Source organism: Natronomonas gomsonensis (genome assembly GCF_024300825.1).
In the GTDB taxonomy this organism is placed as follows: Archaea; Halobacteriota; Halobacteria; order Halobacteriales; family Haloarculaceae; genus Natronomonas; species Natronomonas gomsonensis.
This window is the reverse complement of the sequence record NZ_CP101323.1, coordinates 2,296,458-2,318,559: the sequence shown is the minus strand read 5'-3', so window position 1 is coordinate 2,318,559 and position 22,102 is coordinate 2,296,458. Positions and strand designations below refer to the sequence as shown.

The following is a 22,102-nucleotide window of genomic DNA, read 5'->3' as shown; positions in this document are numbered from 1 at the left end:
GTTACTCGTGGGCACGGTCTCGCGAAACCTCGGCGATGCCGGCGTTCGCAGAGCAGTTCGGACAGGCGTGTACCCGTCCGCCTTCGTCCGCGAACACCCGGGCAAACCGGTCGGAGACGTGCGCATCACAGTGGTCACACCTGGGCATTCTGGCCGCCGACGCGGGTATCCCTCGTCGGCTACCTTTTAGTTGGACCTCTAGACACAAATACCCTCGCCAAACCGTACCATACAGCCGGTTTTCGGCCATGTTAGCACGGCCGAGTCACGACTCCGAGCGGGCCGAAGACACCGTCCGTGCGATGAGTCCCGCCTGCGACCCGGCGGTGAAGCCGGCATCGACGTTGACGACCGTAATCGGCGTACAGGACTGCAACATACCGGCGAGGGCGGCCTCGCCCCGTCCGCCGTGACCGTAGCCAGTCGAGACCGGCAACCCGATGAGCGGCACGTCGACGAGCCCCGCCGCAACCGTCGGGAGGGCACCCTCCCGGCCCGCCGCGACAATCAACACGTCCGCCGCTCGGAGTTCCTCGAGGCGGTCGAACAACCGGGCGATGCCCGCGACGCCCACGTCGTCGATGAACTCGACGGTCGCGCCCATCTCCTCGGCGACGACTGCGGCTTCTCCCGCAGCGGCGGCGTCAGAGGTCCCCGCCGTGACGACGGTGACGGTTGCATCGAGGTCCGGCGCCTCGTACTCCGGGGCGTGGACGACGAGCGTCCGAGCGCGAGCATTCCGTTCGATGTCGGCATCGGGGACCGCCTCGGCCAACCGAGTTTTGCAGGCGTCGACCGCGTCGTCGTCGGCACGCGTGACCAACGCGGCCCCGGTCGTCTCGACGGCCGCAGCCGCCATCGACGCCGTCTCGTCGTCGGTCTTGCCCGCCGCGAGTATCGCCTCCGGGATTCCGGTTCTGGACTCCCGTGCGGCGTCGAACCGCCCCGCCTCCGTCCGTGCGTACCCACTGAGCTCCGCCTGTGCCTCGGCAGGCGAAAGTTCGCCGTCGGCGACCGCATCGAGTATATCGCGCATGGGAGACGTTCGTGGTCCCGAACACGAAACTCTCGCGGTTCTGCTCGCGACCGAAGCCGCGAATCACCGTCAGCGCGCGCGAGACGGGACCTACCGACCGAACGACCCACGACGGGGGCGACCGGCCACAAAGGCTACCTAATCCCAGGAACTACCGCCGGGTTCATCCCGGTTCTTCACGGCTAAACCGGCAGTAGAAGCGGCGAGACCTCCCTCGATTGGGAACTTATATAAAGGACCCCGGACAAACCGCGGCTTGTATGGCAGACCTAATCGTCAAAGCCGCTGTGAAGGAAGCGCTGGATGACATGAACGTTGCCTCCGACTTCTACGACGCCCTCGACGAGGAAGTCGAGGAGCTCCTCGAGGACGCCGCCCGGCGTGCCGAGGCCAACGACCGGAAGACGGTCCAGCCGCGCGACCTGTAAGGTCGAGAACCTCCGTTCCGTTTTTTTGACGCAACCCTCCCAAGCGGTAGCGCCGTCGACGGGAATCGCTACCGACGAACGTCGACAGCATCTTCGCTACCGACGTGAATCTCGTCGGCCAACCCGACGAACAGCCCGTGTTCGACGACGCCCGGCAGCGCCGAGAGGTCGGCCGCGAGCGCCTCTGCGTCGGCGATGGCGCCGAACGCACAGTCGACGACGAGGTTGCCGTTGTCGGTGACGACGGGGCCGTCTTTCCGTTCGGCGGCCCGTAGTTCCGGCGTCCCGTCGAGGGCTTCCAGTTCCCGTTCGACGACGGGGACCGCATCGGGAAGTACCTCGACCGGAACGGCCGCGTCCAGCGGTTCGGTCAGTTTCGTCTCGTCGACGACGACGATGAACCGCTCGGCGGCGCTGTCGACGAGTTTCTCGCGAGCGTGGGCCGCACCGCCCCCCTTTATCAACTCGAAGTCGGCCACCTGGTCGGCGCCGTCGATGGCCACGTCTGGCGTCGCTTCCGCGAGCGTCGTCAGCGGGATGCCCACTTCACGGGCGAGACGGCGAGCGCCGTGTGAGGTCGGGATACCGCGGATGTCGAGGCCCGAATCCACCCGCCGGCCGAGTTCCCGGATGGCGTAGGCGGCCGTCGACCCCGTCCCGAGGCCGACGACAGCGCCGTCGGAGACGGCGTCGGCGGCGCTCTCGCCCGCACGGCGCTTGGCGTCGTCGGTTCCGCCCTGCTGTTTCATGTGCGCGAGTCGTGCCGACGCGGAAAAAGCCCTTGCGGTGACGACCCCGAATAGGGGTATGGAGTGTACCTACTGCGGCAGCGACCTCGCGAACTACGACCCGGTGTTCGTCGAAGCGACCGAAGACGACGAACGCGTTCCCGTCGGCGGTTTCTGCAACTACGCCTGTCTCTCCGCATACATCGACGAGGAGGCGTTGACGGACGGCGACGCCTGCGAGTGGTCCCCCGAGGAGTAAGCCGGACGGCTAGGGTTTTGGGGCCGGCCCGCGAGTTCGGAGTATGTTCGGAACGAGCGGTATCCGCGGACCCGTAGGGGAGGTCGTGACCGCCGAGTTGGCGCTGCAGGTGGGCCGAGCGGTCGGCGCCGAGACCGACCGGGTCGTCGTCGGCCGGGACGCCCGCGACAGCGGCGCCCTTCTCGTCGATTCGCTGACCGCCGGCCTCCGCGAGACGGGCACCGACGTCATCGATTTGGGCGTGGCGGCGACGCCGACGGTCGGTCGCGCCGTCGCGTGGCGGGACGCCGACGCCGGCATCGTCGTGACCGCGAGTCACAACCCACCGGAGGACAACGGGCTGAAGCTGTGGCAACCGACGGGCCAGGCCTACGGAAGCGCCGACCGCGAGCGAATCACCGAGCGAATCGAGGCCGACGACCCGGACCTCCAGCCGTGGGACCGACTGGGAACCCGGACCGCCGGCGAGGAGCGAACGCGACACGTCGAGGCGCTCGTCGACGCCGCAGGCGGTCCCGATGCACTCGACCTCTCGGTCGCCGTCGATCTCGGCAACGGCGCCGGTGGAGTCAGTGCCGACGCCCTCGTCGCGGCCGGCTGTGACGTGGAGACGCTGAACGCCCAACCGGACGGTCGGTTCCCGGGGCGACCCTCGGAACCGACCCCAGAAAACTGCACTGCGCTCTCGGGTCTCGTCTCCGGGAGTGATTACGACTTCGGAATCGCCCACGACGGCGACGCCGACCGGATGCGAGCGGTCGCCGGCGACGGAACCTTCCTCTCGGGGGATACCTTGCTCGCGCTGTTCGCCGCCGACGCCGCCGAGGCGGGCGATTCCGTCGCCGTTCCCGTCGACACCAGCCTCGCCGTCGAGGACTTCCTCGCCGAGCGCGACGTGGGCGTCGTCCGAACCCCGGTCGGCGACGTGTTCGTCTCGGAGGCCGCGGCCGAACCGGGCGTGGCCTTCGGCGGCGAGCCCTCGGGAGCGTGGATTTGGCCCGATGAGACGCTGTGTCCCGACGGCCCCCTGGCGGCCGTACGAATCGCCGCCCTGGCCGCCGACCGACCGCTCTCGGAGCGCATCGACGACATCCCGACGTACCCGATTCGGCGGGCGAACGTCGAATGCGGGGACAAACTCGCCGTCATGGACGGCGTCGAACGGCGCGTCCACGACACCTACGACGACGTGGAGACGATGGACGGCGTCCGTGTCGGAACCGACGAAGGGTGGTTCCTCGTGCGGGCCAGCGGGACGGAACCACTCGTCAGAGTGACCGCCGAGGCCCGCGACGCCGACCGCGCCGAGGAACTGCTGGAGCGGGCACTGGAACTGCTCGAAGCGAGTCGATAAGGCCGCCGCTGGGCGTTTCGAGAGACGAAGAGAACGGTCAGAAGCCGGTGTCGTTACGTGCGACGGGTCGAACGCGCCTCGCGAACGTCCGAGCCGTCACGAATCTTGTCTTCGCACTGGGGGCAGACGCGTGGATTCTCGACCCCGTTCGGCGTGAAAACCCGTGCGTACGCTGCCGTCACGAACGCGCCACAGTTCTGGCATTCCGGCATGTCAGGTAGGTTGGACCCGACACACATAATAATAGCGTGTGAACCAATGCCGAACCGCGGGGGAGAACCGCTCGAACGCCGGAAAACCGAGGTTTCGCCGTGAAGGACCGTGAACGTTACAGTCTCACAACAACTCCAACAGCGCGTCGACGTCGGCCGCCGTGTTGAAGACGTGGAGCGACGCGCGAACGTCGCCCGAGGGAACGTCGCGGACCGCGACGCCCCCCTCGCTGGCTTGGGCGACGAACCCCTCGGCGTCGTCGACCTCGAAGGCGACGAGACCGGATTCGTAGGCCTGCGGCGACACGAGTCGGTCGCCAAGCCCCGCCTTCAGCCGGTCGGTCAGCCGCTCGATGCGCGACTCGACGGTCGAGAACCCGATGTCTTCCAGCGTGTCGAGACCCGCGATGAGGCCGGCGTACGGCGCGACCGAACTCGTCGACACTTCGAAGCGGGCGGCCTCGGGTTTGTACTCGAGGTCCGGACCCGTCGGGTCGACCGCCCCGCTGTAGCCGATGTGGCGCGGCCGGAACTCCGCGATGGAGTCGGGGTCGACGTACAGAAAGCCCGCACCCCATGGTCCGAGCAGCCACTTGTGTCCCGAGGCGCACACCGCGTCGGCGCCCCACTCCGCCACGTCGATGGGGTGTTGGCCGACGGTCTGAACCGCATCAACGACGACGAGCGCCCCCGCGTCGTGGGCAATGTCGACCGCCTCCGAGACGTTCAGTCGCGTCCCATGGAGCCAACTCTCCGAGCTGAGACACACCACTCGTGCGTCGGCGACGGCCTCGCAGTAGGCATCCATCGGGAGTCGTCCGTCGGGGCAGGGGACGGTGACGACCTCGATGCCCTCTTCTTCGAGTCGACGCCACGGGAGGACGCCGGAGGGGTGTTCGAGGTCGGTCCGGACCACCCGGTCGCCGGCGCTCCACTCGATTGCGTTGGCGATTCGACTGATGCCGTCGCCCGTCGAGGCGACCAGCGCCACGTCGGCGGGGCGACAGCCGAGATACTCTGCGATGTGCTCCCGGGCGGCGTCCTTCGTCTCGGCGGCGGCCTCGTAGTGGTCGCTCCGGCAGGCGTCGAACTCGTGGCTCCGCTGGGCGTCGACCGTCGCCTCAACGACGTGGCGGGGACTCGGCCCGCTCGCGCCGGTGTTCAGGTACACGCAGTCGTCACACGCCGGAATGTCCGCACGGAGTTCTTCTGGGGTCATGTCACGGACCTCGTCCGCCGGCGGCAAGTGTGTGCCGACGGACGCGTTCGGACGGTCGGCGGCGAACACAACGCGCTTGAGGCTACCGCCCCTCGGAGCGCGTATGCCGACGGTTACGACCGACGGGACGACCCTGTACTACGAACTCGCCGGCGATGGCGACGACCAACCGACGGTGGTTTTCGTCCCCGACGCCGCGAGCGGCCCGTGGCTGTGGGGATGGCAGGCGCCATCGCTGACGGGGCCGTATCGGACGCTCGTCTACGCGCCGCGCGGCACCGACGGCTCCGATTCGGCGGCACCGTACACCGTCGACCGGTTCGCCGCCGACTTGGAGGCCGTCCTCGCCGCCGCCGACGTTCGGCGCGTCCACCTCGTCGGCGCCGGCCTCGGGGCGATGGTCGCACTCCGGTACGCACGGGAGTACGGCCGCGCCCGCTCGCTCGCGCTGTTCGGGGCGGCCGCTTCGGGCGACCGCGTCGACGGCGAGACACTGGCGACGCTGCATCCCGCCGACCCGACGCGGCTTCGGGAGTCGCTGTCGCTGGCGTTTTCCGACCGGTTCTTCGCCGAAACCGGACTCATCGACCGCATCGTCGAGTGGCGCCGCGAGGAAGACGCTACCGGCGAGGCCCGCACTGGACACCTCGAAGCAGTCCGCTCCTTCGAGGCCGGTCCCCCGTACGAACTGACCCTGCCGACGCTTGTGTGCCACGGCGTCGACGACCCCGTCGTCTCGCTCGACTCGGGGAAGGAACTCGCCGAGGACCTTCCGCGGGGGCGCTTCGAACCCGTCGAGGGGAAGCGGTTCTGCTTCGTCGAACACGCCACGGCTGTGACGGACGCGATAGCCGACTTTATCGACGAGACGGCCGCTGACGACGGTTGAACGACGGTTCGGGCGAACGGGCGGCGTCACAGGTCGGCGCGAACCTTCCCGACGGCAGGGTCCTTTTGTCCGTGCGAGCGGTACTGGCTGGTAATGCGACCACGTATCGCGCTGTTGGACGCCTCCCACGGTGACCCCAACACCCCACGGAACTTCCGACGGGAACTCGACGCCGACCTCTCGGTGTTCGGGGTTTCAGAGGGACGGTTCCCCGAGGGGTACGGCTTCGACGGCATCGTCGTCTCCGGGTCGCGGTCGTCGGTGTACGACGACGAACCGTGGATAGAGGCGACCAGAGAGTGGGTTCGCGGCGCAATCGAGCGAGACCTGCCGGCGCTCGGCATCTGTTGGGGCCACCAGTTGCTCGCCGACGCCCTCGGCGGCACCGTCGAACCGATGGGCGAGTACGAACTTGGCTACCGGACCGTCGAACACGCCGGCGACGATATCTTCGAGGGTGTCCCCGAGTCGTTTACCGTGTTCACGACCCACTCGGATGCGGTGACCGAACTCCCCGACGGGGCAGACCGAATCGCCGAAAACGACTACGGCATCCACGGCTTCCGTCACGACCGCGTGTGGGGACTGCAGTCCCACCCCGAGTACGACCCCGAAACCGCCGAGGATGTCGTCCGCGGAAAAGACCACCTTCCGGAAGAGAAAATCGAGTCCGTCTGTACCGACATCACCGAGGAGCGCTACGCCGAGGCGCTGGCGGCAAAGGATATCTTCGAAAACTTCCGACGTGCGGTAACTCACAGGCCCGAACCCGCTGCGGACGACTGATTTCTTTCGTGAGCGGCCGTCGACAACTCCGACTGCGTGGCCGAGCGTTTTTGGTGGTGCACTCCAAGGGGTTGGTATGCTGGATTACGTGAACCTCGAGGCGGACCTCACCGAAGAAGAGCGGATGGTCAGAGACACCGCTCGTGACTTCGTCGAGGACCGCGTCAAGCCCGACGTCGGCGAACACTGGATTGAGGGCACCTTCCCGAAGGAACTCATCACCGAGATGGGCGAGTTGGGCTTTTACGCGCCGAACCTCGAAGGCTACGGCCTGCCGAACCTCTCTGAGCGCGCCTACGGCATCTTGATGCAGGAACTCGAAGCCGGCGACTCCGGACTCCGCTCTATGGCCTCCGTCCAGGGCGCCCTCGTCATGTACCCGATTCACTCCTTCGGCAGCGAAGAGCAGAAAGAGGAGTACCTCTGGGACCTCGGGTCGGGCGAGAAGGTGGGCTGTTTCGGCCTCACCGAACCCGAACACGGCTCGAACCCCTCGGCGATGGAAACCCACGCCGAAGCCGACGGCGACGGCTACGTCCTCAACGGCGCGAAGACGTGGATTACGAACTCCCCCATCTCCGACGTGGCTCTCGTCTGGGCGAAGGACCGCTCCGACGACGACGACACCGTCCGCGGATTCCTCGTCGACACCGACAAAGCCGGCGTGACGACGAACAAAATCGACGAGAAACTCTCCCTTCGCGCCTCGATTACGGGAGAAATCCACCTCGACGACGTGCGCGTCGAGGAAAGCGACGTGCTCCCGGGCGTCGAAGGGATGAAGGGACCGCTGTCGTGTCTCACGCAGGCGCGGTTCGGTATCGCGTGGGGCGCCGTCGGCGCGGCACGGGACTGCTTCGAGACGGCACGGCAGTACGCCACCGACCGCGAGCAGTTCGGCGGTCCCATCGCACGGTTCCAACTCCAACAGGACAAACTCGCGGAGATGGCCACCCAGATTACGCTGGCACAACTTCTCATCTACCGGCTGACCGACCTCAAGGAGCGCGGCGAGTTGCGGCCCGAACACGTCTCGATGGCCAAACGCAACAACGTCCGCATGGCTCGCAATCAGTCACGCATCGCTCGTGAGATGATTGGCGGCAACGGCATCACCGCCGACTACTCGCCGATGCGGCACATGACGAACCTCGAAACCGTCTACACCTACGAGGGCACCCACGACATCCACACCCTCATTCTCGGCTCGGACCTCACCGGCTTCCAGGCGTTCCAATAACGCCGAGGAAAATCAGTCCCCGCCCAACGCCTCGAACGTCTTTTCGGCCCACTGTACTGCGAAATCGGCGCCGTGGTCGCGGTAGGCGCTCGTGTTCAGCGCCGAAAACGGCGTCGGAACCTCGACGTCGTGTTTGACCGCCGCACAGGCCAGTTCCGCGGCGTCGGCGAAGTCGGTGCGTCCATTCGCGACATCGCCGGAGAGGCCGGACAGTCGCGGTTCGAGGCGCTTCCCGGCGTCGACCCACTCCTCGTACAGACCCGGGTACTCCTCGTCCCACGTCTCGAAGACATCGCGGGTGTGTAGGCCGACGTAGGCGTCGAACAGCGCGGCGGCAAGTTGGTAGGTGTCGGCCGACGACAGCGGCACCGTCTCGTCGAAGGCGACGTATCGGTCCTCGAAGAATCCGAGGAACTGTTCCGGGAGGCCGATTTCGATTTCGACTACGGCGTTGGCGATGAGGAAATCGATGAACCCCTGGGGAGACCCCTCAAGTCGCGGTTTGACGAAGACGACCGGCGGGTCGGTCTGTCGCGTCCACGCGACGCCGCCGTCGCCCGGCGCGCCAATGGTGAACTCCCCGCCCGCGATTCGGTGCAGCGTTTCGGGTGCGTCGTCGGGGACCCACGCCTCGGGGTAGGCAAGCGGGTCCAGCGAATCGACTATCGGGAGAAGGCTCTCCGCGACTTCGGGTGGAAGCGTCTCGAAGTCCCCCTCGACATCGAGGACGATTGCTCCGGGAGCCTCTGCTTCCCGGAGCGCTTCGAGTTCTCCGTCGAGTTCACGTGGTTCGAACATCTCGCCTCACGCCATCGAGATGACGACGAGCAACACGAGGGCGACGACGACCGAGATGCCGACCGTCCCGAGGACGACTTTGGTGGCCTGACTCATATGCGAGCGTTCCGCGGGAACCCGTTTAAAGCCTTCAGTTCCGTCGCGTCGGAGTTATGCGGTCGGCGCCACGGAGAGGCGTATGGAACGCAACCGCATCTCGACGGGCACCGAGTGGGAACCGAAGGTCGGCTACTCGCGAGCAATGTGCGTCGGTGACCGAATCCTCGTGTCGGGGACGACGGCGACCGACGAAGACGGCGACCCCGTCGCACCCGGCGACCCGGAGCGACAAACCCGCAGAGCACTGGAAATCGTCGTCGACGCCATCGAGGACGCCGGCGGTCGTCGCGAGGACGTGGTTCGAACCCGGATGTACGTCGTCGACGCCGACGACTGGGAGACCATCGGCGAGGTTCACGGCGAGTTCTTCGGGGACGTACGGCCCGCCTCGACGATGGTCGAGGTGTCGAGTCTCATCGGTCCCGAGTACGTCGTCGAGGTGGAAGCCGAGGCCGTTGTCGGGGAGTAAGGATACGATTCTCCATACGAAACGAAGGGGTTCAATGGAGGACGAGCATCCGCGAGCGAACGGAGTGAGCAAGCGGTTTGCTGAAAAGAGCGCAAAGCGCTCTTTTCGCATGACGAAAGACGCCAACGGCGTCTTTCGAACCACACCGCGTCGAGCATCGCGAGACGCGGGACCAAGGGCCGACCATAGGGAGGCCCGCAGTGTCTTTTTCATCGACGTTTTTCCCGGCGTGCTCCGCGCGCCGTGGAAAAAGGTCGTTAGTTATCGAACCGCGCCTGCACGAACGGTTGGGCCTCTTCGACCTCGCCGACTCGGGAGTCCGACAGCAGGACGGCTTCGGTTTCGTCGAGTGGAACCGAGAGGCTGATTTCCTTCGTCCGACCGTAGCGACCCTTCGAGACGACGACGGCGTTGACGATGCCGAGCATGTCGAGTTCGCTGATGAGGTCGGTGACCCGCCGTTGGGTGAGCACGTCGGCGTCGATTTCCTGACAGAGTCGCTTGTAGATGTTGAACACCTCGCCGGTGTTGATGTTGTGAACGCCGTTTTCCTCGAGCAGGATGGTGGCATAGAGGACGAGTTTCGACTGGGTCGGGAGCGTCCGGACCACCTCGACGACCCGGTCGAGTTCGATTTTCTCCTGGGCGTGACGGACGTGTTTTTCCTCGACGGTTTCGGTACGGTCGCGTTCGGCGAGTTCGCCCGCGGTTCGAAGCAGGTCCAGCGCTCGACGGGCGTCGCCGTGTTCCTGTGCGGCGAAGGCCGCACACAGCGGAATCACGTCGTCGGAGAGCGTGTCGGGTTTAAACGAGATTTCCGAGCGGTGCTGGAGGATGTCCCGGAGTTGGGTCGCGTCGTACGGCGGGAAGACGATTTCCTCCTCGCCCAGACTGGATTTGACCCGCGGGTCGAGGAAGTCGGTGAACTTCAGATCGTTGGAGATGCCCATAATCGAGACGCGAGAGTTCTCCAACTCGGAGTTCATCCGCGAGAGATTGTAGAGCGTGTCATCGCCCGACTTCTCGACGAGTTTGTCGATTTCGTCGAGCATGATGACGACCACGCGCTCGTGGTAGTCAACCGCGTCGAAGAACGTCGAGTACACACGGTCCGTCGGCCATCCCGTCATCGGGACGGGTTCGAACTCTTCGAGGTCGTCTTCGAGGTCCCGTATCCTCGTTTCGACCGCTGCAACGCTGTCGAACTCGGTGTCATCGAGAACGGCGGGGTCCGCCGCGGCGTCGTCCCGAAGGTCGTCGAGTTCGTCGAGTCGGCGCTCGATGTACGCCTCGTTTTTCTCGATGAACTTGTTCGCGAGCTGTGCGAGCACGCGGTACTGGGTGTCGGTCACCTCGCAGTTGATGTACTCGACCTCACAGGGAACCTCGTACTTCTCGGAGGTCGTCTCCAACTCCTCGGAGACGAACTTCGCGCTGGCGGTCTTTCCGGTCCCCGTCTTGCCGTAGATGAGAATGTTCGACGGCGTCTCCCCGCGCAATGCAGTGACGAGGATGGTCGCCATGTTGTTAATCTGCTCCTCGCGGTGGGGAAGTTTCCGCGGGGTGTAGGAGGGACGGAGGACCTCCTTGTTCTCGAAGATGGGTTCCCCTTCAAGGAGATCGTCGAACAGCCCACGGGAGGCTTCGTCGGCCTCCTCGTCGTCGGCGTCGTCGAGGTCGAGGTCCTCCAAGTCGACACCCCCGGAGAACCCGTCGACGCTGCGTCCCTGTGTGTCTGTGTCGACGCCGGCGTCGACACCGCCGCTGAGTGACGACCCCTCCGCTTCCGGTGGAGAATCCCCATCGTCCGGGGCTGTTTTCTCGGATTCGGACGTCTGTACCTCTCCCTCGTCGGTCGCCGCATCGGTACTCTCGGACGCATCCGTCCCTGTCGAGGCCGAGTCGTCGGTGGAGACACGACTCTCCTCGGTGGTCGAGGTACCGACATCCGAATCGTCGGGTACCGCCGAACTATCACCTCCGTCAGTTGATGTGTTCGAGTCGTCGTCTGTCATCGTTCTGAACCCCCCTGTTTCAGGTGGAACGTCGCTGCGCGACGGCCGAGCAGGCCAAAGAGAGGCGATAGACGCCTGCTGTGTGGAATCAGGTCGAATCGGGCCGTCCAATTGATGCAGGGGAACCGATGGTGGAATGCGGTATTAAACGTTGCGGTGCGACTGCCTGAAATTACGATTGAGTCAGTCTCGGCGAGTTTGTACTCGGCTCGTCTTCACTAGACATTCGTGACGTATCAGGACTCGGTGGCCGGGTTTAGGACGAACCTACGAGCAGTTCATGGGTGAGTAAAGCGGTCTTAAGGACGATTCGAAGGCCTTGGTTACTGATACGGAGACGTTTTGGCGGACCTCGGAAGCCGGCTAAATGACGGTGAGTGAATGTTCCAGTTGATGCACGGGAAACGTAAGGGAGTACCCCCACACCCCTTCGTTTCGGGTGGAACGTGAGAAGTGAGGGTAGGGGTGAACACGTCAGGGTGCCTCCCTAGTCAGTAAGGTTTATATCTCCTACACTAAAACCAAAGCCGCACTAGAAAAGAAAGGAATTAGTCTAGTTGTTTTCTTTGTTGTGTTGCTAGGAATCTAGAGCCAGTAGCCGAAATTCTAGTCTAGCTCATCGAGTTCATCTAGATTCGCTAATATCTAACCCGACTCCTCGCCACCCCTGCCCCTCCCTTTTCTCGTTCCAGTTGAAACAAGGGGGTGGGGGTGTCTAGGAGGTCGACGGTATCCGAACCCAACGGGTGTAGAGTCGGACTGGTTAGAGTCGGACCGCCTTGACTGAGTTGCCAGAATTCAGCTGCAAGAACTGAGTCGCCCCCACCGGCTGGTCTCGGAGTGCGTGTGGCACCCATCGAGATATCAAAGCGGTTCTCCCTCCGAGGACGTCCCCCGATACGCCCGGATTCGGGGCTCACGCCGCTGGAAACGCCAGAGGTTCTGTCCGTTCCGTTACGTGTGTCTGACACACAGTTAAGTGAATGCGGTATGGTAGTACGTGCAGAGCGACTCCGATTTCGAGTCGAAATCGGGGCCGCGGGAGGATGAGATGGGACTGTTAACCGAACTCAAATCGAGTATTTCCCGGGCGACGTCGAGCCTGTTTGCGGGCAGCGAGCCGAAGCGAATCGGCATTTACGGCCCTCCGAACGCGGGCAAGACGACGCTCGCCAATCGTATCGCTCGCGACTGGACCGGCGACGCCATCGGTCCCGAGAGCCACGTTCCCCACGAAACGCGACGCGCACGGCGCAAGGAGAACGTGGAAATCAAGCGAAACGGCAAGTCCGTCACCATCGACGTGGTGGACACACCCGGCGTCACGACGAAAGTCGACTACAAGGAGTTCCTCGAACACGACATCGAGAAGGACGACGCCGTCCGTCGCTCCCGTGAGGCGACCGAAGGGGTCGCCGAGGCCATGCACTGGCTTCGGGAAGACGTCGACGGCGTCATCTACGTCCTCGACGCCACTGAGGACCCGTTCACGCAGGTGAACACGATGCTCATCGGCATCATCGAGAGCCAGGACCTGCCGGTGTTGATTTTCGCGAACAAAATCGACCTCGAAGAGGCAAGCGTTCAGCGAATCAGCAACGCGTTCCCCCAACACGAGACGGTTCCGCTGTCGGCGCTGGAGGGTGACAACATGGACGAAGTGTACGACAAAATAGCGGAGTACTTCGGGTGACACCATGCCCGAGATAACCACCGACGACGACGGCGAGGGACTGGGTGACGGCATCCAAATCGACATGATAAGCGCCGAGCGGATGCAGGACATGCGGACGATGGAGAAGATTCGCCTCATCCTCGACGGCGTCCACGACGGCAACATCGTCATCCTCGAGGAAGGGCTGGAACCCGAAGAGGAGTCGAAACTCATCGAGGTGACGATGTCGGAAATCAACCCCGACGGCTTCACCGGCATCGAAATCGAAACGTATCCGGGCGGTGACGGCGGCGACAGCGGATTTCTCGGCCGCCTCATGGGGAAAGACGAGCCGAACAAACTGACCGTCATCGGTCCGGCGAACCGCATCGAGACACTGCACAAAGACGAGACCCTCATCAGTACCCTCATCACGCGCACGTAACGCGCGAACCACCACCCTATGCCACACCAGTGTACCGGATGCGGCCACACGTTCGCCGACGGCTCCAAGGAGATGCTGTCGGGCTGTCCGGAGTGTGGCGGCAACAAGTTCCAGTTCCATCCGGAAGGTGAGCCGGTTCCGGAGCATCCCGAGGAGACGCCTTCGCGTGAAGAGCCGCCGGACCCACCGGAGACGCCGGACTCTTCGGTCGCCGAAACGGTCGGTCGCGCGACGACGAAAGTTCGGGATTTCGTCTCCACGACGCCTGAATCCCCAGCGGAATCCCCCGACCCGAACGCCAAGTGGCCGAGCGAAGCCGAGGCTTCGAGTTCGGGGACGGACGCCTCCTCGACGCCGGAGTCGAACGCTTCCTCGACGACCGAGTCGGACGGCGAAATCATCGACGCGGACGCCCGCCGCAAACAGCGGGAGACCGACGACGAGGACCTCGCACAGGCCAGCGCCCGGTCCGATGTCGTCTCCTCGACTGAACTCTCCGAATCGGAGCGCGACGACGACACCGACGACGGGGGGTTGGCGGACGTCGAACCCGAAGCCGAGGGCCGGGTCGTCAGCGAACCGTCCGGCGACGACCCCGACCTCACCGAACTTCGCGAGCAACTGAACGACCAGTTCGAATCAATCAAAATCGTCGAACCCGGCCAGTACGAACTCAATCTCATGGAACTGTACGACCGCGAGGAGTACATCATCGCCCTCCAGGAGAACGGCCGCTACGTCATTCAGGTGCCGGAGCAGTGGATGGGCGACGAACCGGGCGACCGCTGAACCGGAACGCTTCTCACTTTTGGAATTAGTCCCGCTTCCTACTCTTCCAGTCGGTCGAGAATCGCGTCGGAATCGTACGACAACGACAGCGCCCGCGAACGTCCTCGCCCCTCGACGTTCGTGTACTCGGCATCGATGAGGCCGAGTTGGTCGAGTTTGTTGATGATTTCGGAGTAGCGAGTGTAGCCGAGGTCGGTCGTCTCGCTGAACGCCTCGTAGACATCGCCGGCGCGTTGCCCGTCGTGTTCCGCGAGCACTCTGACGAGGGCGGCTTCGGATTCCGAGAGGCCGCGAAGATGCCGGGAAAGATGGACGTACTTGGCCTTCTCGTAGGCGTCGTCGACGTCGTCGACGCTCACTTCCGTCGACCCGCGCATCTCGGCGTTCAGGCCGGCCCGTCGGAGCAGGTCGATACCGACCCGGAGGTCACCGCCGCTGTCGGCGGTGTGTTCGGCGACTCGGTCCAAGACTCGCGTCCCCACGACGCCCTCTCGGAAGCCGCGTTCGACGCGCTCTCTGAGGATGTCGACGATTTCGCGCTCGCCGTACGCCGAGAAGTACACCTCCTCGGGGCGAAACACCGACTGTACCCGGCCGTCGAGTTCCTCGATGACGTCCAAATCGAGGTCCGATGAGACGACGATGACGCCGATTTTCGCCCCGGAGTGTGCCTCGTGGGCTCGCAGCAGCGAGTACAGCGTATCGGAGGCCTCGTCCTCGTAGAAGAGGTAGTTCACGTCGTCCAGCGCGACGATGAGGACCTCGTCTTCCTCGACGAGGTGGTCGGTAATCTGTCCGAACAGTTTCTTAAACGAGATGCCGGAGGTCGGCGGCTCGTAGTCGAACAGTCCCTCGAACAGCCGCGAAAACACGGCGTACCGCGTCGAGTCGACCTGACAGTTCACACGGACGACTTCGATGTCGCTGACGCTCGTGAGTTCGTCGAACAGTTTCTGGACGGCCGTCGTCTTGCCGGTTCCGGGCGGCCCGCGAGCCATCACGTTCAGCGGTCGAGAGCCGCGAACCGCCGGCCGGAGGGCGTACTTCAGCGTCTCCATCTGCTCGTCGCGGTGTAAGAACGCCTCCGGGAGGTAATCCAGTTCGAGGACGTGCTCGTCGCGGAACACCGACTCGTCCCACGACAGCATGTCGTCGTCCGCCATTTCACTTTCACCACGCTGCGGCAGGTGTTAAGCCTTCGGGGGAGCGGGTGGGCCTCGGCTGGGACTTCGCCCGCCTCAGTCGAACTTCTCCAGCAAATCGCGGTAGAACACGTCGTCGGTGCCCTCTTCGGCCAACTTCTCGACGATGAGCTCCGGCGTCGACCGGGCGAGGTGGTCTTTGACCGGCGAACGGTTCACCTGCAGTTCGCCGTCTTCGAGGCCGAGGGCCTCGATTCCGTCGACGGTCACGTCGACAGCGGCGGCCTCCCGTATCTCGCCTGCGAGGTGGGAGACGAACACCGCGGTGGAATCGCTCTCGGTCAGCGCCTCCAGGATGCCCGCGATGATGACGGCGCTCGCCCCGGGTTCGGTTATCGATTCCAACTCGTCGACCAACACGAGGCGGGTCCGCTCACCGGCGACCAGCGACCCGAACTCCCGGAGGGTCGACTCGAAGGCACCCGCATCCAGCGTTCCCTGTGTCTTCGCCTGATAGTGCAGCGCCTCGAAGCGCTCCAGTCGGACGTTCTCGGCGGGTACGGGCAGGCCCATCTGTCCCAAGACGACGACCAAGGCCACCAAATCCAGCGTCGACGTCTTCCCGCCGCTGTTGACGCCCGAGAGCAATGCGACGCCCCCGACGCCGTAATCGACCGGTTCGACCGCCTCGAAGCCCACGTCGAGCAGCGGTGACCGACCCCCTTCGATTTCGAATCCCCGGCCTTCGAACGTCGGAAACACACAGTCGAAGTCCTCGGCGAACCGGGCGATTGCGAGTTCGACGTCGAGTTCGAGCGCCGCGTCGACGAGTTCCTCGGCGGGGTCGCGCATCTCGCCGAGGTCGTCGGCGAGGTCCCGCTTCAACCGCGCGGCCCGTCGGTCGCGCTCGGCGGTCAACTCCTCGCGCAACCGCTCGACGACGCGTTCGTCGTGTTCGACGGGAAACGTCGGCTCCTCGCCGAAGGCCTGCCGCGCCAGCGATTCGTAGTCCTCGACCCCCAGCGTGTCGACGAAGCGGTCCCGCGCCGCCTCGACCGCTGCTGCGAACTCGTCGGCTAACTCCCGTTCGAGAAGCGAGTCGACGCCCGCGCCGCGCTCGACCAACGACAGCAAGTCTGTCCCCTCGATTGTCACGTCGCGTTCCTCGATGGCCTCCCGGAGGTGGTCGTTGGCGACGCCTTCGGCCATCGAAACGGCAGCGTCGAGGTCCGAAACCGCGTCTTCGAGGGCTTCGAGGTCGTCATCGCCGGCGACGGTTCCGTCCTCGTTGAGCCGCGACAGCGCCTCGTCCAGCGTCTCGATGTCACAGGGTGCGTCGATGCCCGCGGCTCGATGAACGGCGGCAGCGGCCCGCAGTCGGTCTCGATTGCGGGCGAAAAAGGCCAGCGTCCGCTCGGGGACGACGCTCACGGGGTCCTCCAATGCGTTCGGTTCGACTCGAACGTCGCCGTCGACCTCGACGCCGGTGAACCCCGCATCGAGAACGACGACCGTCGAGTACCCCCGCGCCAAATCGGCGATGCCGCGGGCGTCTTCGACCAACTCGACGCTCATCTCGGGGACGGCCTCCCGCGCTTCGGAGTAGGTTTCGGCGTCGTTCGTCGCCAGACACCGGTCCCGTACTCGAACGTCTCGTGGTGCTTCGAGCGGTTCGACGCCCTCCAACGCCTCGCGGACCTCCGGCGTCGGTTCGCGTTCGACGGCCTCGCTCGCGAATGCCCGAACCTCCTCGATGCGCGACTCCGAAGCGCTTGGATACAGCGTCTCCAACCGCTTCTCGGCGTAGTGGGTGACCGCACGCTCTTGGAGCAATCCGAGTGCGTCCTCGTAAATTTCGCGTGCACGCGCGGTCGCGAGGAAGTCGCCGTCGTCGCCGTGTCGGTCCCGAATCGCGGCGCGAGCGATGCGGGCCGCCCGCCCGTCGCTGATGCCGGGTGCCCTCGCCAGCGTCGCCACGTCGCCTGCCGCGAGCGCGGCTTCGGGGTCGTCGAGCTCGGTCAAGCGCTCGGCGGTTTTCGCGCCGACCCCCGGAATCGTCTCCAACTCCTCGCGTTCCATCTACCCCCTACTGTGCCGGCATGGGGCAAAAAGGTCGCGTCACATGAAATCCGCAATCCCGCTCTGTTTGTTGGTGTCGTCTTCGAAGATGGACTCCAGCGAGCGGTCGAGAATCTGCAACCGCTGTTTCGTGTACTCCCGACAGCCGTACTCCTCGGCGACCTGAATCGCGGTGTCGATGTACTTGTTCACCGACCCCTGATGGACGGTGAGGTTCACCCGGCCGCCACACTCCCGGCAGTCGCCGGTCAGCGGCATCCGACGGAACTTCTCCCCGCAGTCGAGACACCGCGTCTCCTGTCTGGAGAAGGCCCGCAGATTGCCGATGATGTCCGGAAGGAAGTGGTACTCGATGACCCGCTCGGCCACGTCGGTCTCGTCGACCGACCGGAGTTTTCGCGACAGTTCCAGTTGGGCGTTCATCTTCTCCATCATGTCGCCCAGCGTCTTGTACGCCGAGAGGTCCGGCCCGAGCGCGATGTCGGTCGTGTCGTGGGTGTGTTCGAACCCGCGGTACTGGTCGTCGGTTCCGAGCGTGTCCTCGCCGATTTGGACGAGGTCCTCGACCTCGCCGGGGTCGGCCATCTCACGCGTCGCCTCGTAGAACTCCCGCGGGTACGACGAGGCGATGTCCATGTTGTGGGCCTCGTCGTCGATTTCGGCGGGGTCGATGCGCGAGGACATGACCAGCGGCGCGTCCATCCGCCCTCCGCGCTGGTTCGGGAGAAAAGACTTCGAGAAGTTGAGAAGTCCGTCCATGAGGAGCATGACGCAGTCTTCGTCACCGTCACAGTTCCGACGCTTCGCGGCGTGAAAGTACGGATGAGCGTATCCGACCGCCGCCGAGGTGAAACCAATCACTCTTCCGACAACTGCGGCTGAGGTGTGGGGTGCCATCCCGAACACCAACTCGCCGACGAGGTCGTCGCGGTCCTCGAGTTCGTAGAAGCGGTCGAGGCCGTAGTACTGCTCCAGCAGGTCGTCGACGAAGTCGGCGGTCCGAATCATGTGTTCGGCGGCGCCATTGGAGAGCACCACGTCCTGAACCCGCAACTCGACCAGTTGGTCCTCGTGGGTCAGCGGTTGGCCGTGGATGTCCTCCTCGTAGCCCAGCGCCTGCAGTTGGCCGACGGTCACGTCGAGTTCCGACGCCCGGACCGACGTGACGGGGAGGTCGGTCATGTCGTAGCGGACGGTGCCGTCCTTGAACGACGAGACGCCGTTCTTCGCCCGAAGGACGCCCTTCTCGATGGGTTCGGGGACCTTGTGTTTGGAGGTGAGTCCCTTGACGCCTTTCAGCACGTCGAAGGCGTTTTCCCGTTCTTTGACGTTCGACAGCGCCGTTCGGTACTCGTCGTTGACGTCGATGGTCTTCGTCTGGACGGCGTCGGCCTCCCGCTCACAGCGCGGACAGATAGCCCGGCCGGCCTCGTCCGGTTCGACGTCGATATCGCAGTCGTAGCAGACGTAGTGGGGGTCGGTGACGGCGTTGCAGTCGGGACAGCGAGCGCGGTGAGTCTCGGTGCCACAATCGGGGCAGTTCCGCCGTCCGACCTGCACCTCGACCATCCCTGGGGTGTCCTGCATTGTCTCGGCGTGTTTGCCGGCGGCGGCGATGTCGCGCTGGGAACCGCCGGCCTCGCCGATGGGAAACAGGGTGTGAACCGCCGGCGAGAGGTCTCGCTTCTCGGATTTCTCGGGGCGACCCATCCGACAGCCGATGCGTGTCGGCGCTCGCTCCTGTATCTCGAAGGGTGCGACCTCGTTGACGGCCTTCACCGCGTTTTCGCCGCCGTCGTAGTTTCGAGCGGCTGACGACAGCTCGCCCGACTCCCACGTCCGTTCGAGGTCGTCGGTGAGGCCGAGCGAACGCACCAGCGGCACGGCGTCGGGGACCGTCAGCGTCTCCTCGCCTTGGGTGTGTTCGACGATGAGGACCTCCAGCGCCTCCCGGACGGGCTCGGTTCGCGGGAGGACGAGCGTGCGGTTGGCGGCCGTGGTCGATTCGCTCGGTGCGACGGCGGCGCCGTCGGATTCAGCCCAGTGGCCGTCGCTGGCCGCCTCGGCCAGCGCCTCGAACCGCTCGATATCGAGGTCGTGCCAGAGGGGTGTGTGTTCGGGGTGAAGCGGGGCGTCGTACTCGTCGACCCACTCGAGGACCCGTTCGGTTTCGGGATGTTCGAGGTCCACGCGCGGGGAGTCCTCCAGGGCCTGTACGTCGGCGCCGGCGGCCGCGAGGTCGTGTTTCCACCACTCCGGCGTGTAGGAAGCCGGGGCGAGTGGGTGGTTGTTCTCGACGAACTCGCCGTAGTTGACGAGGTACTCGCCCAAATCGAGGATGGCCTCGACGCCGTTGCGTATCTCCAAGGCCTCTGCTGGGTCGTCGATGCGGCGAACGTCGCCGTTGGCGAGTTTGACCGTCGGCCCCTCGATGCTGTCGACGGGGATGACGCCGGCGGCTTTCCCCGGGCGTTCGGTCTTGATTTGGGTGCCGGTCGCGAGGAAGTCGTCGACGAGATGCATCGTCGCCGGATGGACGCCTGCGGTCGCGAAGCCGTGGTTCCGCGAGCGACCGTAGCGGAGTCGGAAGCCACCCTCTTCGGAGGGGTGGCCGAAGACGGGCCGGCCGGCGATGAGGTCCCGGAGGAACTTCGTCGAGGGCTCCGGACGCGGCGGGCCGTCGTGGCCCTCGGATTCGGCGTCTTCCTCGGGTTCGGCGTCCTCGGACTCCTCTGTGGCCCCTTCGTCGCTGTCGTCGTCCGTCTCGGCGTCGCCGCTCTCCCCGTTGTCTTTCTTGTAGGTCCCGTCGATGAGGTCCTGAAGCCACGGCCAGTCGACCTCCTCCAGTTGGGAGGTGTATCGCTGAATCTTCGGTGCCTTCTGGGCGATACCCTCCCCCAAGACGAGACACATCCCACCGCGGGCGTTGTTGGTGTCGACCCGCTCCAAATCCCGGAAGCCCGAGACCTCCTCGTCGCCCGTCGCCTCCCCGTCGAGCATGATGGGCATGTTCCGGGCGATGAACTTCGTCTCGGCGTCCTTCGGACTGTACTGCAGGCCGGTTTCGTTGTCGTACAGCGCCAACTCCTCGGCGTAGCGTTCGACCTCCTCGTCGCGGGGTTTGAACTCCTCGATGCCGATGAGCGTCCGCGTGTAGTCCGCTACCAGCACCGACAGTGCCTGTGCGGTCCCGCCCGCGGAGCGAATCGGTCCGGCGTAGTAGACGTTGATGAACTCCGTGCCGTCGTCGTTGTCGAGGATTTCGACGCGGTCGATGCCCTCGATGGGTGCGGCGACGACGCCCTCGGTCAACAGCGCCACCGCGGTCCGGACGGCGCCTTCGACCTTCCCGGCACGGGAGTCGTAGTCACCGACTTTCCCATCGGCGAAGTCCTCGGCGAGTTCGAGGGCAGCCTCCTCCCGGGAGAGGTCGGGATCCTCTTCCATCTCTCGGACGCGTTCTGCGACGCCGTCGATGCCGAGGATGTTCTCGACGCGGTCGGCCATGTCCTTGGCGATGGGGATTTCGACGTCCTCGGTGGGGTCGCCGCCGCGCTGTCGGGCCTCCCGGGCGAGTGCCATCGCCTCGTCGAGGCCGGACTCCAACCGCTCGAAGTACGCTTCGTCGTCGTCTCGCATCTACAGCGGCCAGAGGTCGAGGTCGGTCACGTCGTCGTGTTCGCGTTCGAGGTGGGCGTCGAACTCCCGGAGGTACAACTCGCCGGCGAAAGTGGTCGCCGAATCGAGGTGGCCGCCGACCATCGAGCCGTCCTCCCGCGAGAGGGTGACGTGGGTGTGGGCGAAGCGCTCGCCGTCGAGATGCGAGACGTTTCCGAGCGCCGTCGTCACCTCGAACGGCTCGTCGAACTCGACGGGATAGTACTCCTGTTCGGTCTGGTCGTAGAAGTAGACGGTCGCGTCCTGCACCGCCCCGAGGCCGAAGAAGAACGCCGAATCGATTTCCTCCTCGTCGGCGAAGGCCTCGATTTGCTCGCGCCAGTCCCGTCCGTGTTCCAGTCGAGCGACGTACTCGCGGTCGCCCTCGACGCGCTGGTAATCCATATCCACGGCAACGACGGCGGGGAGCAAAAAGCTGTTCTCCCGCCGTCGACCACGTCATCTACCGAAGCGACCGCTGTGTAATTGGCCGCGATTCACCCAACCCCCCAGACCACCCGGTTACCGCCAGTCGTCTACGTCGACGGTGGCTTCCGTGGACATGGCGAGATACGCCTCCTCTCGGCAGAGTTCTGCGATGATGAGCCGCTCGCCGCTCGCATCGCCGTCGATGGACGCCATGACCTCGCATTCGGAAACCGTCTCCGGAGTGGCCGTGTCCTGTGCCATGCATGTGCATAGCTGACACTGAGTACATAAGGGTGACGATGTGACACCGTCACACACCGTTGTTTGCCGCGATATTTATTAACAATTTATAGAAATTGTAGATGTGCTAGCTTT

The 22,102-nt window shown here is 64.8% G+C and carries 23 protein-coding genes; 10 read left to right on the top strand and 13 right to left on the bottom strand.

What is annotated here, in order from left to right; translation table 11 throughout:
* Position 1: 1 nt before the first annotated feature.
* Positions 2 to 148 (bottom strand): DUF7563 family protein, encoded by a 147-nt coding sequence (locus tag NMP98_RS19615; protein WP_438269618.1) that lies wholly within the window; start codon positions 146 to 148, stop codon positions 2 to 4.
* A 117-nt stretch (positions 149 to 265) separates the two neighbouring features.
* Positions 266 to 1,036 (bottom strand): nickel pincer cofactor biosynthesis protein LarB, encoded by a 771-nt coding sequence (gene larB / locus NMP98_RS12350; protein WP_254858005.1) that lies wholly within the window; start codon positions 1,034 to 1,036, stop codon positions 266 to 268.
* 260 nt (positions 1,037 to 1,296) lie between these two features.
* On the opposite strand from larB, the gene NMP98_RS12345 reads away from it, so the two are divergent.
* Entirely contained in the window at positions 1,297 to 1,464 is a 168-nt protein-coding gene (locus tag NMP98_RS12345) for a DUF1931 family protein (RefSeq protein ID WP_254858004.1), read from the top strand.
* A gap of 68 nt (positions 1,465 to 1,532) precedes the next feature.
* Here NMP98_RS12345 and rpiA read toward each other — a convergent pair whose 3' ends face one another.
* On the bottom strand, positions 1,533 to 2,213 hold the full coding sequence (gene rpiA / locus NMP98_RS12340; RefSeq protein WP_254858003.1) for a ribose-5-phosphate isomerase RpiA: 681 nt from the start codon (positions 2,211 to 2,213) through the stop codon (positions 1,533 to 1,535).
* Between the two features lie 58 nt (positions 2,214 to 2,271).
* Between rpiA and NMP98_RS12335 the strand changes: the two genes are divergently transcribed.
* Entirely contained in the window at positions 2,272 to 2,451 is a 180-nt protein-coding gene (locus NMP98_RS12335; RefSeq protein WP_254858001.1) for a hypothetical protein, read from the top strand.
* Between the two features lie 43 nt (positions 2,452 to 2,494).
* Positions 2,495 to 3,805 carry a phosphoglucosamine mutase gene (gene glmM, locus NMP98_RS12330; protein WP_254857999.1) on the top strand — a complete coding sequence of 437 codons (1,311 nt, stop codon included), beginning with the start codon at positions 2,495 to 2,497 and terminating at the stop codon, positions 3,803 to 3,805.
* Positions 3,806 to 3,858: 53 nt separating this feature from the next.
* Here the strand turns inward: glmM and NMP98_RS19610 are convergent, their stop codons facing one another.
* Together NMP98_RS19610 and NMP98_RS12325 are read right to left on the bottom strand one after the other, a co-directional pair.
* A complete protein-coding gene (locus tag NMP98_RS19610; RefSeq protein WP_011322121.1) occupies positions 3,859 to 4,017 on the bottom strand; it encodes a DUF7563 family protein in 159 nt (52 codons plus the stop codon).
* Positions 4,018 to 4,141: 124 nt separating this feature from the next.
* The gene (locus NMP98_RS12325) at positions 4,142 to 5,236 is read right to left on the bottom strand and encodes an aminotransferase class V-fold PLP-dependent enzyme (RefSeq protein ID WP_254857998.1); all 1,095 of its coding nucleotides are present in this window, start codon (positions 5,234 to 5,236) and stop codon (positions 4,142 to 4,144) included.
* A gap of 103 nt (positions 5,237 to 5,339) precedes the next feature.
* Here NMP98_RS12325 and NMP98_RS12320 point away from each other — a divergent pair, with 103 nt between their 5' ends.
* The 3 genes from NMP98_RS12320 (at position 5,340) to NMP98_RS12310 (ending at position 8,151) form a co-directional block, all read left to right on the top strand.
* A complete protein-coding gene (locus NMP98_RS12320) occupies positions 5,340 to 6,125 on the top strand; it encodes an alpha/beta fold hydrolase (protein ID WP_254857996.1) in 786 nt (261 codons plus the stop codon).
* A gap of 93 nt (positions 6,126 to 6,218) precedes the next feature.
* Complete coding sequence (locus tag NMP98_RS12315; RefSeq protein ID WP_254857995.1) at positions 6,219 to 6,911, top strand: type 1 glutamine amidotransferase; 693 nt, start codon at positions 6,219 to 6,221, stop codon at positions 6,909 to 6,911.
* Positions 6,912 to 6,987: 76 nt separating this feature from the next.
* Entirely contained in the window at positions 6,988 to 8,151 is a 1,164-nt protein-coding gene (locus NMP98_RS12310) for an acyl-CoA dehydrogenase family protein (RefSeq protein ID WP_254857993.1), read from the top strand.
* A gap of 12 nt (positions 8,152 to 8,163) precedes the next feature.
* Here NMP98_RS12310 and NMP98_RS12305 read toward each other — a convergent pair whose 3' ends face one another.
* Complete coding sequence (locus tag NMP98_RS12305) at positions 8,164 to 8,949, bottom strand: DUF7089 family protein (RefSeq protein WP_254857992.1); 786 nt, start codon at positions 8,947 to 8,949, stop codon at positions 8,164 to 8,166.
* A gap of 6 nt (positions 8,950 to 8,955) precedes the next feature.
* Positions 8,956 to 9,045, bottom strand: coding sequence for a hypothetical protein (locus tag NMP98_RS19605; RefSeq protein ID WP_438269617.1), 90 nt, complete (start codon positions 9,043 to 9,045; stop codon positions 8,956 to 8,958).
* 82 nt (positions 9,046 to 9,127) lie between these two features.
* Here NMP98_RS19605 and NMP98_RS12300 point away from each other — a divergent pair, with 82 nt between their 5' ends.
* Positions 9,128 to 9,517 carry a RidA family protein gene (locus NMP98_RS12300; protein ID WP_254857990.1) on the top strand — a complete coding sequence of 130 codons (390 nt, stop codon included), beginning with the start codon at positions 9,128 to 9,130 and terminating at the stop codon, positions 9,515 to 9,517.
* A 257-nt stretch (positions 9,518 to 9,774) separates the two neighbouring features.
* Here NMP98_RS12300 and NMP98_RS12295 read toward each other — a convergent pair whose 3' ends face one another.
* Positions 9,775 to 11,532: a Cdc6/Cdc18 family protein gene (locus tag NMP98_RS12295; protein WP_254857989.1), complete on the bottom strand. Its 1,758-nt coding sequence runs from the start codon at positions 11,530 to 11,532 to the stop codon at positions 9,775 to 9,777.
* A gap of 1,051 nt (positions 11,533 to 12,583) precedes the next feature.
* On the opposite strand from NMP98_RS12295, the gene NMP98_RS12290 reads away from it, so the two are divergent.
* From NMP98_RS12290 to NMP98_RS12280, 3 genes are read left to right on the top strand one after another with little or no spacing between them, the layout of a single operon-like run.
* Positions 12,584 to 13,225: an Era-like GTP-binding protein gene (locus NMP98_RS12290; RefSeq protein WP_156709057.1), complete on the top strand. Its 642-nt coding sequence runs from the start codon at positions 12,584 to 12,586 to the stop codon at positions 13,223 to 13,225.
* Between the two features lie 4 nt (positions 13,226 to 13,229).
* Positions 13,230 to 13,631 carry a DUF2073 domain-containing protein gene (locus NMP98_RS12285; RefSeq protein WP_254857987.1) on the top strand — a complete coding sequence of 134 codons (402 nt, stop codon included), beginning with the start codon at positions 13,230 to 13,232 and terminating at the stop codon, positions 13,629 to 13,631.
* A gap of 18 nt (positions 13,632 to 13,649) precedes the next feature.
* Positions 13,650 to 14,420: a Zn-ribbon domain-containing protein gene (locus NMP98_RS12280; protein WP_254857986.1), complete on the top strand. Its 771-nt coding sequence runs from the start codon at positions 13,650 to 13,652 to the stop codon at positions 14,418 to 14,420.
* Between the two features lie 38 nt (positions 14,421 to 14,458).
* Here NMP98_RS12280 and NMP98_RS12275 read toward each other — a convergent pair whose 3' ends face one another.
* The 5 genes from NMP98_RS12275 to NMP98_RS12255 form a co-directional block, all read right to left on the bottom strand.
* The gene (locus NMP98_RS12275) at positions 14,459 to 15,583 is read right to left on the bottom strand and encodes an ORC1-type DNA replication protein (RefSeq protein WP_254857985.1); all 1,125 of its coding nucleotides are present in this window, start codon (positions 15,581 to 15,583) and stop codon (positions 14,459 to 14,461) included.
* Between the two features lie 75 nt (positions 15,584 to 15,658).
* Positions 15,659 to 17,641 carry a helix-hairpin-helix domain-containing protein gene (locus tag NMP98_RS12270; protein WP_254857984.1) on the bottom strand — a complete coding sequence of 661 codons (1,983 nt, stop codon included), beginning with the start codon at positions 17,639 to 17,641 and terminating at the stop codon, positions 15,659 to 15,661.
* 39 nt (positions 17,642 to 17,680) lie between these two features.
* Positions 17,681 to 21,280 carry a DNA polymerase II large subunit gene (locus tag NMP98_RS12265; RefSeq protein ID WP_254857983.1) on the bottom strand — a complete coding sequence of 1,200 codons (3,600 nt, stop codon included), beginning with the start codon at positions 21,278 to 21,280 and terminating at the stop codon, positions 17,681 to 17,683.
* A complete protein-coding gene (locus tag NMP98_RS12260; protein WP_254857982.1) occupies positions 21,281 to 21,703 on the bottom strand; it encodes a PPC domain-containing DNA-binding protein in 423 nt (140 codons plus the stop codon).
* Positions 21,704 to 21,820: 117 nt separating this feature from the next.
* Positions 21,821 to 21,988 (bottom strand): DUF7556 family protein, encoded by a 168-nt coding sequence (locus NMP98_RS12255; RefSeq protein ID WP_254857981.1) that lies wholly within the window; start codon positions 21,986 to 21,988, stop codon positions 21,821 to 21,823.
* Between the last annotated feature and the right edge of the window lie 114 nt (positions 21,989 to 22,102).